The sequence below is a fragment of the Nitrospira sp. genome (genome assembly GCA_016715825.1).
Taxonomy (GTDB): Bacteria; Nitrospirota; Nitrospiria; order Nitrospirales; family Nitrospiraceae; genus Nitrospira_D.
Window position 1 is genome coordinate 910,350 of record JADJXO010000001.1, and the last position, 14,200, is coordinate 924,549.

Sequence of the window (14,200 nt, forward strand, 5' to 3'; positions counted from 1 at the left end):
CCATGCAGGTAACACGAGGATATCGTAGCGAGGCCGTCCGACCGTATCCGGTGTGTACGATCGGCAACTTCGATGGGCACCATCGCGGTCATCAGGCACTCTTGAAGCTCGTTGTCGAGACGGCACGCCAGACGCAAGGAACTGCCGTCGTGTTGACCTTCGACCCTCACCCGGTAAAAATTCTGGCGCCTCACGCCGACTTACGACTTTTGACGGATGCGGAGGAAAAGCTTGATCTGTTCGAACGGGCAGGTATCGATGAAGTTGTCTTCCTGGAATTCACTCCGGCATTTGCGTCCCTTTCTCCCGAAGCATTTGCCGACCACATTCTCGCAAAATGCCTGGGACTGAGGGAGGTGTTCGTCGGGCGACATTTTGCTTTTGGACATAAACGAGCTGGAACAATCCATGATCTGACCGATCTTGGGAAACGATTCGGCTTCACCGTCCACCCAACTTCACCCGTCATCATGGCTGGAGAAGTAGTCAGTTCTACCAGAATCAGGCAACTTATTATTTCCGGGCAGGTGGATCAGGCGGCTGCTCTTCTCGGACGCCCCTACACGCTTCGCGGCATCGTCAGCCCAGGCGAGGGGAGGGGCCGGGCCCTAGGATGGCCAACCGCAAATATTCAATTGCCTTCACACCGTGTCACGCCGGCCGACGGGATCTATGCCTCCGTCACGATCGTCGATCATAAACAGCACGATTCTGTCGCGTACATTGGAGCAAGACCGACCTTTGATGGGAGAGAACGACTGCTGGAAGTGAGCCTTCTCGATGGATCCCATGATCTGTATGGCCACGCTCTGACGGTTCAGTTTCTTGAACGTATTCGAGGAGACGCACAGTTCGACGAGGAAACAGCCCTGAGTCGTCAGATCGCATCTGATGTAGAATCGGCCAAGGCAATTCTCCGCCGACATCATCAAGCGATCGGAGGGTCGTGAATCATTGCATCTGGTCGTCATGAATTCTCCCCGTAAATCGTGGCCTCCTTTACTTCATCAGATGGTCCGCACCGTTCGGACTTCAGATCTTTTTCAACCTCGTCACCACCTCTTGGTGGCCGTTTCCGGTGGGCCTGATTCCATGGCCTTGTTGTCGCTCCTGGACTGCCTCCGTCCAGGATGGTCGCTGACCCTGACCGCTGTGCACTGTAATTATGGACTGCGTGGATCTGAGTCGGAGTGTGATCAAGAATTCGTTACAACCCGCTGCAGAGAATTGAACATCCCTCTCCATGTCCGACGGCTCCAAGTGCACGAGCGATCAGAGCAATCATCTCTGCAAGCAGTGGCTCGTCACCTTCGCTATCAGGTGTTTTCGGAGATCGCCGAACAGTGTGCAGCGGACCGTATCGTGCTCGGCCATACGGCAGATGACCAGGCTGAGACGATCTTGCTGTGGTTGCTTCGCGGAACCGGGCTCACCGGACTTGCTGGTATGCCGGCTGATCGAGAAGGCCGGATCGTCCGACCTCTATACGAAACCGGGCGTCAAGAGGTGCTCAGCTATCTCTGGAAGTCCGGGTTACCGTTCCGTACTGACTCCAGCAACGCGAAACCCCTCTACCTGCGAAATCGAATCAGGCATGAGCTGGTTCCGGTTCTCAATCGGTTGGCGCCAGCAAGCCTTGGGGCACTCCGCCGATTCGCGAACATTTGCCGTGAAGATGATCGCTATCTAGATCAACAGGCTGCCGCTCTGTTCTCAGTCGCCTTGACATGGGAATCAGAAGGAGGCTGGGCCATCGATCGGACCCAGCTCCTGACCTTTCCCCACGCTCTTCAGCGGCGCGGGATCCGCAATGTCATTCGGCAGAGCCTCAATCAGCCGTACGCGCTTGGACTCCAAACCGTGGATCGAGTTCTCCAGATTGCCGCACATGGGAAGGTTGGCTCTCGCATTCATATTCGAGGTGGTCGGGTGATCGTAACTGACCGCCATCTCCGGTTTATCCCCTATGACAAAGCGTTGATCGCGCTTGATCGTGATCCATCCGTCAGCCTCCGACACTACATGAGTGTGCCTGGTTCTCTCATGTGGTCTGGAACGGGTCAGCGACTTCACGTACAACCCCAGGCATACAGTCATGCTCCGTCACAACCGGAACGGGATCGGATCGTGGTCGATGCTGCTCGTATCTCTCAACCTCTCATGGTGCGAAATTGGGCACCCGGTGACCGATTTCAACCATACGGCATGGATGGACATTCAAAAAAACTTCAGGATGTTTTTATTAATCTCAAAATTCCCAAGTCCGTCCGTTCTCGTATTCCCCTGGTCGTGGCACCGGAAGGAATCGTGTGGGTCGTCGGCTATCGGCAAGATCAGCGCTGGCTCCCCACCGCCGCGACGGAACGCTGCCTCGTATTCACCGTTGATGATCCACCTTTAAGGGAAGGAACTGTGTGAGATGGAACGGATGTTCGGACGCCCAATCGTCACCCAGGAACAAATGCGGAGTCGTATCAGAGAACTAGGACGGCAGATCAGCACCGATTATACGGGTAAGGACCTCGTACTTGTCGGGGTGTTGAAAGGCGCCTACGCTTTTTTTGCCGACCTCGCCCGCGCCATCCGAATTCCGGTCCGTGTCGATTTCATCATCGTGACCAGTTACGGCACTCGGGCAAAGACCTCCGGAAAGGTGAAGTTGGTCACGGAACTGACCGAAAAAATCACAGGCAAGGATGTGCTCCTGGTTGAGGATATTGTCGATTCAGGGTTGACGGTCCAGTATCTGATGAAAACGTTGGCAAAGCGGAAACCGAACAGCATCAAGGTCTGTACGTTGCTGAGCAAACCGGAACGCCGAATCGTCAACGTGCAAGTAGATTATGTTGGCTTCAGAGTGCAGAACGAGTATATCGTTGGGTATGGACTTGATTACCAGCAGAAGTATCGCAACCTTCCTTATCTCGCTGTTCTTGATCAGTTGAACGAGCACGAGACGTAACGGTATCGCATGTGCGTTTTCTCACGAGCTGTTGTGAATTTACGCAAGGCTATGGTACCATCACCTCGAGTTTTCAATAGGTTGCGTCCAACATCCCGGCCAAGGAGAACTGGATGAATTCCCGGGTTAAGAACTTGCTCTTCTGGGTGGTTGTCGGCTTGTTCATGATTCTCCTCTTCAATCTATTTAGTGTACCGACTCATGCGCCTGAGGAAGAAGTGATATTCAGTGAGTTCATGGCGAAGCTCGATAAGGGTGATTTTGAAAAGGTCATCATTAAAGGCAATAATATGAGTGGTGTCCTCAAGGATAAGACGCGCATCCGGACCTACTCAGCCGATTATCCTGACTTTGTCAAAATCCTTAGGGAACGGGACGTCCAGATCGAGGTGAAGCCACCGGATGAAAGTCCATGGTATATCACCTTCCTGGTGACGTGGGGGCCGTTTGTTCTCTTTCTGGGTCTGTGGTTTTTCCTGATGCGACAGATGCAGATTGGTGGAAATAAGGCGCTGTCTTTTGGGAAGAGTCGTGCGCGTATGCTCACGGAAGAAAGAAAAAAGATTACGTTCTCGGACGTCGCCGGTGTCGATGAGGCCAAGGAAGAAGTGCTCGAAATCATCGAATTTCTGAAAGACCCAAGGAAGTTTCAGAAGCTTGGGGGACGGATCCCGAAAGGCGTCCTGGTCGTAGGTCCTCCCGGAACCGGAAAGACGTTGCTGGCGAAAGCCATCGCCGGTGAAGCAGGAGTACCATTCTTCAGTATCAGCGGCTCTGATTTCGTTGAGATGTTCGTCGGAGTGGGAGCCTCTCGTGTTCGTGACCTGTTTGAGCAGGGGAAGAAACATGCCCCCTGCATTATTTTCATCGATGAGATCGATGCAGTTGGCCGATTGCGAGGTGCGGGTCTCGGTGGTGGCCACGATGAGCGAGAACAAACGCTCAACCAGCTACTCGTGGAAATGGACGGATTCGATACGACCGAAGGTGTTATTTTGGTCGCTGCGACGAACCGGCCAGATGTACTTGACCCAGCATTGCTCAGACCAGGCCGTTTTGATCGACAAGTCGTCGTCAATCGTCCGGACCTCCGCGGACGCTCTGAAATCTTGAAAGTTCATACCAAAAAGGTGCCCGTCGCAGCGAATGTGGAAATCGACAAGATTGCCAGAGGAACACCTGGGTTTTCCGGAGCTGACCTTGAAAATTTGGTCAATGAAGCCGCACTGTGGGCGGCTCGGCAAAACAAAAAAGAAGTTGAAAACATCGACTTTGAAATGGCTAAGGACAAGGTCATGATGGGGGCCGAGCGCAAGAGCATGATTCTCACTGACGAAGAAAAGAGGGTCACGGCCTACCACGAAGCGGGTCACGTGCTGATGGCGAAGCTCTTGCCAGGAACGGATCCGGTTCATAAAGTCACGATTATCCCGAGAGGTCGGGCACTCGGTGTGACAATGCAGCTGCCCACCGATGATCGGCATAACTATTCCAAGGATTTTCTCTACAATACCCTGGCGATTCTCATGGGTGGACGAGTCGCAGAAGAGCTCGTGTTTAAGCATGTCACGACCGGGGCCGGCAACGACCTTGAGCGTGCAACCGAGCTTGCCCGAAAGATGGTCTGTGAATGGGGCATGAGCGAAAAGTTGGGGCCTCTCACATTCGGACAAAAAGAAGATTCAGTATTCCTCGGTCGAGACTTTACCACCAAACGGGATGTCAGTGATGAGGTCGCACTTGAAATAGACCTTGAGGTTAAGCGCTTTGTGACTGAAAACTATGAGCGTGCGAAGCGCGTGCTGACAGCGCAGATGACGAGCCTTAAAGCTTTGGCAGAAGCGCTCCTGGAAAAAGAAGTGTTGGATGCACCAGAAATCGACCAGATTCTGCTGCAATCCTCCTCTCAAACCGTTCCTGCCTAGATTGACCAAGACATTCAGCGACGGCTCCCACTGAATTGGGAGCCGTCTTATTCAGATAACCACGCATATGGATGTTCTATTCGATCCATGAGATACCATCCTGGATCAGCCAACCTTTATTCTGGCTTTCGCCTTGTTCGGTGAAAGAGTTGGATCAAGTCTCACGCCATCACCCGCCATTGCAACCCCGGAACTGGTTTCTTGCCAAAGGGAACAAGATACACTGTGCGACGCGTCCATTGATCATGGGTATCGTGAATGTTACTCCTGATTCGTTTTATGATGGTGGACAATTTACATTACCCGAGCTCGCCATTGCGCATGCCCTGAAACTTATCCAACAAGGGGCAGATATCATCGATATCGGAGGAGAATCAACTAGGCCCGGTGCGGAACCGGTCGCTGAGCATGAGGAACTGGCCCGCGTTATCCCGGTCATTGAGGGGTTGGCTCGCCAGGTGACCACTCCTATCTCGGTTGATACCACTAAATCTCAAGTGGCCGCACAAGCGCTAGAGTGTGGCGCCTCGATCATCAACGATGTAAGTGCCCTGCGAGAGGATCCGGCCATGGCCGCTGTGATCGCGCGTTCAAACGCGGCCGTGGTCTTGATGCATATGCAGGGAACCCCTCAGACCATGCAGCAGTCTCCCCAATACTTCGAGGTTGGATCAGACGTGTTGCAATTCCTTGGCGAGCGTGTCCAAACCGCCATTCAGGCGGGGATTGCTCAAACCAACATCATCCTTGATCCAGGATTTGGTTTTGGTAAGCTCGTATGCCATAACCTGGATCTACTCAGACAACTATCCTCTTTCTTGACATTGAATTGTCCTGTACTTGTTGGACTATCACGGAAGGGCTTCATCGGAAACATTGTCGGACAATCTGTGGAACACCGGGAATGGGGAACGGCAGCAGCGGTGGCTTTAGCTGTTGATCGTGGCGCTCATATTATCCGTGTTCATGACGTTGCAATGACCATCGACGTAGTGAAAATGGCGGCTGCGTTAAGCCCTCACTGGGCAGCTATTGGACAGGAGTACAATGCGTAAATTATTTGGCACTGATGGAGTACGAGGGGTCGCAAATCTCGATCCGATGACCAGCGAAATGGCAATGCAACTTGGCCGAGCGGCTGCGCATATCTTCATGCGACGAGCCGGGCGTCATCAGATCGTGATCGGAAAGGATACCAGGATTTCTGGCTACATGTTGGAATCTGCTCTTATGGCTGGGATCTGCTCCATGGGTGTCGATGTGTTGGTGGTAGGACCCATGCCAACTCCTGCCATTGCATTCTTAACCAGGAGTCTCCGCGCCGATGCCGGTGTGGTCATTTCTGCCTCACACAACCCCTACCAAGACAACGGCATTAAGTTCTTTTCCAACAATGGGTTCAAACTTCCTGACGAGGTCGAGGCTCGAATCGAAGAGCTGATCGTATCCGATGAAATTCGTCACCTCCGTCCGACCGCGGATCTGATCGGCAAAGCATACCGCATAGACGATGCTGAAGGACGTTATATCGAATTCACGAAGCGATCCTTGCCGAAAGACTTGGACCTTCAAGGAATTAAGCTTGTTGTCGATTGCGCGAACGGCGCCGCATACAAAGTCGCTCCGACCGTCCTCAGAGAATTGGGAGCGTCCGTAGAAGTCATCGGTAATAAACCGAATGGAATGAACATCAATGCTGGCTGCGGCGCAGTTCACCCAGAGCTTCTTCAGGAGACCGTGCTACGTCAGAAGGCGGACATTGGTATCGCTCTCGATGGGGACGCCGATCGGGCTGTATTTGTTTGCGAGCAAGGGACGATCATCGACGGAGACCATGTGATGGCTGCCCTGGGGCTTGATCTTTACCAGAATGGGCTCCTGAGCAAACAGACGTTAGTTGGAACCGTGATGAGTAATTTTGGGCTCGAGCTCTCGATGGCCAAAGCAGGGATCAAGTTGGTGCGAACACCCGTCGGCGATCGGTACTTGCTCGAGCGCATGTTGTCTGAGGGGTATAACTTCGGCGGAGAACAATCCGGACATTTTATTTTTCTTGACCATAATACGACGGGAGACGGCTTGATTTCAGCACTCCAGCTGTTGTCCTTGCTGAAACGAACCAAGAAACCCTTGTCGGAGTTGGCAAAAGCCATGGCGGCCGTTCCTCAAATATTGGTCAACATCCATGTCAAGCAGAAACCAGTCTTGGAGACCATTCCTGCTATTGATCGAGCGATCCAAGAAAGTACTCAACGATTGAACGGAAGTGGGCGTGTCCTGATTCGATATTCTGGCACTGAGCCATTACTGCGCATCATGGTAGAGGGGGAACATTCTACAATCGTAAAAGAAATTGCTCATGACCTTGCCAGTATCATCCGTGAACATCTCGGCTGAGTGTTCCTTCTCGAGCACGAGGGACGCTCATGCTCCCATCTCTCACGGTCGCATTTCTCTTTGGGCTTCTGGTTGGATCTTGGCTTCCCTTTTTCCCGATTTCCTCAATCGCACTATTGGCTGCCATCGCCTTTAGTTTCACTCTCCTTGAACGGGGCGGCCACCTGGACACACATCGAACACTCCCTCTGTATCTGAGCCTTTTGTCAGGGGTGGTCTATTGGAGTCTCCTCATTCCCCCACCAACTCTTTATCCAACTTCCTCGGATCTCCAAGATGGCCATAGAACTAGCATCTCGGGACGAGTTGTTCTACCAGTTCAGCATGGGGTGGGACGTCAGACGGTCCTCATCAAAACCGATGACACGTCAGAGACGTCCAGTCGTATACGCGTGATATGGCGCGATCCTGGCTTGACACTACACCAGGGGGATCGCGTTACGTTCCAGGGCACTATTCACCGCCCCAAAGGATCTTTGAATCCATCTGGATTCAACTATGCCACGTATATGGTGCATCACGGCATTGATTTTATCGCTGCACTAAATGGTCCTGACGCAGTAGCGCTCATCGAAAGGCCACTCACGGGTCGATGGCACATCTTGGGCCAGGTTGATCAGTGGAGGAACATCGTACGACAGGCAGCCATCCACACCTTGAATCAGCCAGCATTGGGAATCTATCTCGGTATGATCATCGGTGAGCGTGGCTATCTTGAACAGGACATTCAAGAATGGTTTATGATCACAGGCACCATTCATCTTCTCTCAATCTCCGGCTCCCATCTCGGGCTAGTCGCCGTCGTGTTATTTGGATTAGTGAAACGATCAATCCTATGGCTTCCGTCTGCTCTGTTGTTAACGATATCGCGGAGAATCACTCCCTCTCAGATTGCCGTTCTTCTGACCTGGCCAGCCGTCACCCTGTATGCAGCCCTGGCGGGAGCCGAAGTGGCAACCATTCGTTCGCTTATCATGATTACCTTAGGAATGGCGACTGTCTGGCTTGGGCACCAGCGTCATCTCGGACATGCGATGGCAGTGGCTCTTCTGATCATTGTGTTGCATGATCCTCGAGCAATCTTTGACATCTCCTTTCAGCTCTCCTTTCTCTCCGTTCTGGCGATACTTAGTCTGCTTGCTCACATACAAGTCGAGAACGAGGACGAAGCCGCTCCCCATCGGCATCCCCACTCTCGCATCACGACCGCAATCCTCAGCGCCCTCATGACCAGTGGAACAGTCACATTGGCAACCCTTCCCTTGGTCGCATTCTATTTCAACCAAGTTCCATGGATGGGAGTCGTCACGAACCTCCTGGCTGTCCCCTTTACAGGTCTGGTCCTAGTCCCTCTGGGTTTACTGGCCGCCGTATGGACTATTCTCACCGGGAACGATTTCTTGATCATGGGGGATTGGCTAGCATCTTGCTTCGACTGGATGGTAACGAGCCTACGATGGTGCGCCAGTATTCCCGGCGGAGAGTGGTATGTGGCGGCACCATCGATACCCATGATGGTCCTCTTTTATGGTGGTGGTCTGTTTCTTGTTATTCGAACATTGCCGCATCGTGCTCGTCTGATAGGTGCGGGCACGTTGGTCATCCTGCTCGCTTGGTGGTTGATGCATCCAGGTTTGCGCGGAGATGGAGACCATTGGCGAGTCACCTTTCTCGACGTTGGCCAAGGAGATAGTGCCGTCGTCGAGCTTCCAGACGGAAGGACTGTGCTTATCGACGGTGGGACGCGTCGTGAGAGGTTCGATGTGGGGAAAATGGTCGTCGCACCTTTCTTGTGGAATCATGGGATTTCCCATCTCGATGTGGTTATTGCAACACATGATCAAGTCGATCACGTAGGCGGCCTCATTTGGATACTCCGTCATTTCTCCATCGGTGAGTTTTGGGGAAGTGGCGTTGTTCGATCCGAGCAATTCTCCCAAGAGCTTCGATCCGCTCTTCGTGTTCGAGGAATCGATGAACACATCGCAGCGCTCGGGCAAGACCTGTTGCCTTCCGGGCCCTGTCGTTTGACCATTCTCAACCCGCCCGAACGCTCCGCAGATCTTGATCTGATCAAACTCCAAGGTGGGACCTCATTGAACAACCATTCCATCGTGTCAAGACTACAATGCGGGACGTACTCGCTTTTGTTCGCAGCCGATATTGAAGCCGCTGGCTTGAGCCGCTTGACAGCCGACGGTCGACAGCCTGTGACAGTATTGAAAGTGCCACACCATGGAGCACGCAGCTCCCTTGATCATGAGTGGATCCGCCACGTTCACCCGAGGTATGCCATCATATCGGTTGGAGCTGGCAACCCGTATGGACATCCCGTAGGGTCGGTGCTTCAAGCCTATACGGATCAGGAGGCCACCATCTATCGCACGGATCTTGACGGAGCAGTCTGGGTCTCGGGTCGACTATCAACATCTGAGTTCACCGTCGGACGCATGCGGGATCTTGTCCTGAAACCCGTTGACCTGGTGAACCGTCCCTGGCGTTGTGAATACCACAACTGGAACCGACTCGTTGCCTCTTTCGACTGACCAGCACTTCTCCTACTCATTTTCAGCAGTTAGGAGTCCCTCACCTCGGTCCTCGCCACCGTACAAGACCGGTTAGGAAGGACAGTTTTTGGCTCTTCCTGGCCTAGACGCTAGTAGATCGCAACAGAAGTATCAATACTTTCACAGGGTTATCTAATTGCCAGCAAGGCACAGCATGTGCAAACGACTTGTCCATGACACGTGCCTTGTCTTTAGGGAGTTCTGATCATGGCTAAGCTTGTTCGCATCGTCATTCAGCTTCCGGTCGAGCTCAAGGAAAAACTCGATGCCCTGAAACAGCAGGGATACACAACGAGCGGCTTCATCCGTGCCACATTGGAACGAGAGTTTAATAAACTTGAGATCCGCCAAGATCCCGCGACTCGAAAAGCGGGTACTCAATGAAGAGCTTCACGTTGAGGAGAACATAGACCAGTGGCACGGTTGTCTGATTTGATCCGAGAGCACGCCTCTCAGCCTCAGGGGAGTGGAACACGGCCGCACCAGGCGGCCGCGTCCTCGACGCAAGCCGATCGTTCTTGGATCACTTCTACGAGGCAAGAACTCCTCCGGATCACGGACGCCATCCGCTCCAACAAAGTCCCGGATGTCAAAAGCTGTGCCCCTTACGCTGAGCAGATTGTTCAACGACTGCAGGATAGCGAGAATCTTATCGAATGGGCGTTGAACGGGCAGACTGACGACTATCTCGTCGACAATCCACTGCATGTCGCAGTGCTGGCCACGAAGGTAGGTTTCGGTCTGCACTACCGAGACCACGAGCTAGAGCGCCTGGCATTGGCAGGTTTGCTCCATGACATCGGCATGTGGACAGTCCCTGAGGGATTCGTCTCAAAACGAGGAGTCTTATCTGAAGAAGAGCGAGACATCATTCGTACTCATCCCGAGCGAGGTCGCCGCATTCTTGCCGGACAGGGTACTGTATTCGAATGGATTGCCGGCATTAGTGCACAGGAACACGAACGATGGGATGGAAGCGGATATCCCTGTCGGCTCAAAGGCAAACAGATTGAGGAGGCAGCACAGATCATCGGAATTGTTGATACGTTGGATGCGATGGTAACGGCACGGCCCTATCGCCACAGCATCTCACCTCATCAGGCCATGCGTGAACTCCTTCTTCATGGTAGGACAACGTTTTCACTTCCCGTGTTGAAAGCAGTCGGAGACCAGATCACGCTGTATCCAATCGGAACAGTCGTACGACTCAATACCGGTGAAACCGTGACGGTCACAAAAACAAATCCCCGCTACCCACTCCGCCCCGTCGTGACACTCACAAAATTCGGGGAAGCGAGTGAGTTGGACTTATCACAAGGAATGTCACGACATGTCGTAGAAGTCCTGCACGGTAGGGCTCCATCGTAGGAGAGACGCTATGCTGCGATCGCATAACAAACCGTTAGCCGTTGTTGTCGTTGCAGTCGGGGTCGGTCTTGTCTTATCGGCTGGATGTCGCAACCCTGGACAATCGACATTGCCGCCATCAGCCGTGAGCACCGGTCCACAATCACTGCCTCCGCTTCCGAAAGGGGATGTATTTGCCGACGAAACAGTACCAACAGCAGACGCCTCGATTGAAACGGGCGATACTTTGGAGGTCGTCATTCGACGTGGAGCAGGAGAAGAGAAATATAGCAGTCTCGTACGAGAGAACGGTTCCGTCTCTGTTGGATTCATAGAAGTCCCTGTCGGAGGGGTCACGGTCGCTGAAGCTGAACGGCGAGTACAAGACGCAGCTAAGCCATTTATGAAGGAGCCGCGCGCCCAGGTAACACTCAAAAAGAAACTGCTCAAGATCAAACGGATATTCGTATTTGGGGACGTCAAGAAACCTGGGATGGTTCCGATGGCACGCAACATGACGGTACTACAGGCACTGGCAGCTGTGGATAATTTCTACGAGACGGCACTCTTGGAAGAAATTCGAGTGGTCCGAGGTGGAGACTTTACAAATCCGAAGATCTTGACGGCTGATCTAGCTCGGCTCTTTACGTATGGCGACCTCTCGAGAAACATCGCTCTTGAGGAAAATGATGTTATTTATGTTCCGCGTGAACAGCTCGGCGACGCGACAGAAGCAGCGAAGAAACTGACGCCGATCCTTCAGGCTGCGATCATGCCGATTTATCCGGCCTATCTGATCCCAGCATTTACTTCGTTCAAGCCGTAAGACGATGAGCTAAGACGAAAGCTATTCATGGCACAATACGAACTCAACGTCATCGATTACTGGCTGATTCTCAAGAAGCGTAAGTACCTCATACTACTGTCCACTGTCATGGTCGTGATCTTTACATTCCTCTTTTCGGAGTTGCTCAAGCCCGATCCTGTCTACGAAGCATCCGCGCGAGTCAAGTTTGAGCGGAGTGCGACGATGGCCCAGCAGCTATTGGAATCACTCTCCTACTCAAACCTCGATGATATTGGCACACAGACGGAATTCATCCGAAGCTTTCCAGTTATGGAACGAGTGGCAACAGATCTGGGCCGAGTCGCTCCGGACACATCAGAGGAGACGAAGCGATCAGCGGCCTATCTTAATATTATTTACAACCTGGGCCAAGAAATTACGGCACAACGAGAAGGTGATACGAATATCATTCGCATCTCTGCCACGTCCGATCAACCAGAACAGGCTGAGCAGATGGCCAATTCCACCGCGTCCGCCTATCGAGTGGAAAACATTGCGGCGCGCAACCGCCTCGTCACCGAATCAAGACGGTTCGTGGAAGAACAGCTGGCGAACTTGGAACAACGTCTGAATGATGCTGAGGAGGCGTTGAGGACGTTTAAAGAGAAAGAAGGACAAGTATTTCTGTCAGATGAAGCGAGAGCTGCATTGGATACCTTCACCCGACTTGAAGAACACTATAATGAAGTCTTACGAAAGCGTGCGGAAGGCGAACGTCAGATTGAGGTATTGAAACGATCTGACGCGATCATCGGGAATCAAACCGGCCGAATCTTTACTGAGGAGCAAAATGCGCTTCTCACAATCCTGAATCAGCGGTTATTGGATCTGATTCAAGAGAGAGACACGCTACTCATTAACTACACGTCGGATCACCCGCAAGTGACGGAGCAGCAGAAAAAGATCGACAATGTTAAATCGGAAATGGTCAAAGAGCTGAGGTCCAAAGTTTCTACGCTGATGGATCGAGAGGATGCTCTTCAAGAACAGCGGAATCACTACCGAACACGCTATCTTGGATACCCCCGAGCCGCGATACAGATGACGCGATTGGAGCGTGAGGTCAAGGTCAATACGGATCTCCTGGCAACACTGAAGGCCAAACATCAGGAATTGCTGATCAAAGGAGCCGAACGGATTGAGGAAGTCACGATCATCGCTCCAGCCATGACGCCTATAAGCCCCATTAACGCATCAAATGTCACCTTGAACTTGATGATCGGAGGGGTGATGGGATGTTTCCTTGGAATCATACTGGCGTTTGGGCGGGAGTCCTTTGATACCTCCATCGGAACTATCGAAGGAGTTGAGGAGTTTCTGAAAGTTCCTGTCTTAGGAATTATTCCGCAGTTCGACCACAAGGTCCTGAAGGACATGGCTCAGGAGTCGTTGCCTCAGGATACACCAGACTCTGTGGCAGACAGTTTGTCGAAATTGATCTGTCTGCTCGATCCTAAGTCTGTCTTATCCGAAAGTCTTCGCTCGCTACGGACCAACATTCAATTCGCCAGTTTAGACCGCAGAGTCAAATCGATCATCTTCACCAGTGCCGGTCTTGGAGAGGGTAAAAGTACCTGTGTGATCAATTTGGCCATTACCATGGCGCAAGAAGGAATGAAGGTCTTGCTGGTGGATGCCGATCTTCGAAAGCCGATTGTGCATCAGCGGCTCGGCCTAGACCGTGAACCAGGCTTGGTCGATGCGTTGCTCGGGACGACCTCTTGGCGATCCTATGTTCGCTCGGCTACCGATCTTATGCTCGGGACGGTCGGTGTCGATCGACTCATGAGCACACCAGGGTTGGATAATTTACATGTCCTGACCAGCGGATCGGAATCGGGTAATCCGAACGAGTTTCTGAACATCAATAAAATCAAAGCCCTGACAGCCGAAATGCAAGAAGAATATGACATTGTCTTGATCGATACCCCACCGATTCTTCCGGTGACGGATGCGGTCGCCTTTAGCTCTCGTGTCGATGGGACCATCTTGGTGTACCAAGTCGGTCGAATCGGTCGGAACGCCCTTAAACGTGCCAAATTCCTGCTCGACCATGCCCAGGCCAATGTTCTCGGGGTGGTCCTGACGAACGTGAAATCGGAAGTGACGCCGGAGTACGGACTCTATCGCTACGAGTATCGCTGACGTGACTTCA

The 14,200-nt window shown here is 52.5% G+C and carries 11 protein-coding genes; all 11 read left to right on the forward strand.

Annotated features, from left to right (window positions below; all coding sequences use genetic code 11):
• The first annotated feature begins 2 nt into the window (after window positions 1–2).
• The gene (locus IPM58_04460; protein MBK9306343.1) at window positions 3–950 is read left to right on the forward strand and encodes a bifunctional riboflavin kinase/FAD synthetase; all 948 of its coding nucleotides are present in this window, start codon (window positions 3–5) and stop codon (window positions 948–950) included.
• A gap of 142 nt (window positions 951–1,092) precedes the next feature.
• Complete coding sequence (gene tilS / locus IPM58_04465; protein ID MBK9306344.1) at window positions 1,093–2,418, forward strand: tRNA lysidine(34) synthetase TilS; 1,326 nt, start codon at window positions 1,093–1,095, stop codon at window positions 2,416–2,418.
• Window position 2,419: 1 nt separating this feature from the next.
• Window positions 2,420–2,962 carry a hypoxanthine phosphoribosyltransferase gene (gene hpt / locus IPM58_04470; GenBank protein MBK9306345.1) on the forward strand — a complete coding sequence of 181 codons (543 nt, stop codon included), beginning with the start codon at window positions 2,420–2,422 and terminating at the stop codon, window positions 2,960–2,962.
• Between the two features lie 113 nt (window positions 2,963–3,075).
• Window positions 3,076–4,887, forward strand: coding sequence for an ATP-dependent zinc metalloprotease FtsH (gene ftsH, locus IPM58_04475; protein ID MBK9306346.1), 1,812 nt, complete (start codon window positions 3,076–3,078; stop codon window positions 4,885–4,887).
• A gap of 245 nt (window positions 4,888–5,132) precedes the next feature.
• Window positions 5,133–5,942: a dihydropteroate synthase gene (gene folP, locus IPM58_04480; GenBank protein ID MBK9306347.1), complete on the forward strand. Its 810-nt coding sequence runs from the start codon at window positions 5,133–5,135 to the stop codon at window positions 5,940–5,942.
• Complete coding sequence (locus tag IPM58_04485; protein ID MBK9306348.1) at window positions 5,935–7,284, forward strand: phosphoglucosamine mutase; 1,350 nt, start codon at window positions 5,935–5,937, stop codon at window positions 7,282–7,284. Before folP ends, IPM58_04485 begins: the two co-directional genes overlap by 8 nt.
• A gap of 29 nt (window positions 7,285–7,313) precedes the next feature.
• Window positions 7,314–9,830 (forward strand): DNA internalization-related competence protein ComEC/Rec2, encoded by a 2,517-nt coding sequence (locus IPM58_04490; protein MBK9306349.1) that lies wholly within the window; start codon window positions 7,314–7,316, stop codon window positions 9,828–9,830.
• 228 nt (window positions 9,831–10,058) lie between these two features.
• On the forward strand, window positions 10,059–10,235 hold the full coding sequence (locus IPM58_04495; GenBank protein MBK9306350.1) for a hypothetical protein: 177 nt from the start codon (window positions 10,059–10,061) through the stop codon (window positions 10,233–10,235).
• A gap of 30 nt (window positions 10,236–10,265) precedes the next feature.
• On the forward strand, window positions 10,266–11,219 hold the full coding sequence (locus IPM58_04500; protein ID MBK9306351.1) for an HD domain-containing protein: 954 nt from the start codon (window positions 10,266–10,268) through the stop codon (window positions 11,217–11,219).
• A gap of 10 nt (window positions 11,220–11,229) precedes the next feature.
• Window positions 11,230–12,024, forward strand: a complete 795-nt coding sequence (locus IPM58_04505; protein ID MBK9306352.1) for an SLBB domain-containing protein — start codon at window positions 11,230–11,232, stop codon at window positions 12,022–12,024.
• A gap of 27 nt (window positions 12,025–12,051) precedes the next feature.
• On the forward strand, window positions 12,052–14,190 hold the full coding sequence (locus tag IPM58_04510) for a polysaccharide biosynthesis tyrosine autokinase (protein MBK9306353.1): 2,139 nt from the start codon (window positions 12,052–12,054) through the stop codon (window positions 14,188–14,190).
• Window positions 14,191–14,200: the final 10 nt, after the last annotated feature.

Coding starts and splice junctions, on each gene's coding strand:
- IPM58_04490 (MBK9306349.1), top strand. CDS start 7,314: ATGCTCCCATCTCTCACGGTCGCATTTCTCTTTGGGCTTCTGGTTGGA.
- ftsH (MBK9306346.1), top strand. CDS start 3,076: ATGAATTCCCGGGTTAAGAACTTGCTCTTCTGGGTGGTTGTCGGCTTG.
- IPM58_04485 (MBK9306348.1), top strand. CDS start 5,935: ATGCGTAAATTATTTGGCACTGATGGAGTACGAGGGGTCGCAAATCTC.
- IPM58_04495 (MBK9306350.1), top strand. CDS start 10,059: ATGGCTAAGCTTGTTCGCATCGTCATTCAGCTTCCGGTCGAGCTCAAG.
- hpt (MBK9306345.1), top strand. CDS start 2,420: ATGGAACGGATGTTCGGACGCCCAATCGTCACCCAGGAACAAATGCGG.
- folP (MBK9306347.1), top strand. CDS start 5,133: ATGGGTATCGTGAATGTTACTCCTGATTCGTTTTATGATGGTGGACAA.
- IPM58_04460 (MBK9306343.1), top strand. CDS start 3: ATGCAGGTAACACGAGGATATCGTAGCGAGGCCGTCCGACCGTATCCG.
- tilS (MBK9306344.1), top strand. CDS start 1,093: ATGGCCTTGTTGTCGCTCCTGGACTGCCTCCGTCCAGGATGGTCGCTG.
- IPM58_04510 (MBK9306353.1), top strand. CDS start 12,052: ATGGCACAATACGAACTCAACGTCATCGATTACTGGCTGATTCTCAAG.
- IPM58_04505 (MBK9306352.1), top strand. CDS start 11,230: ATGCTGCGATCGCATAACAAACCGTTAGCCGTTGTTGTCGTTGCAGTC.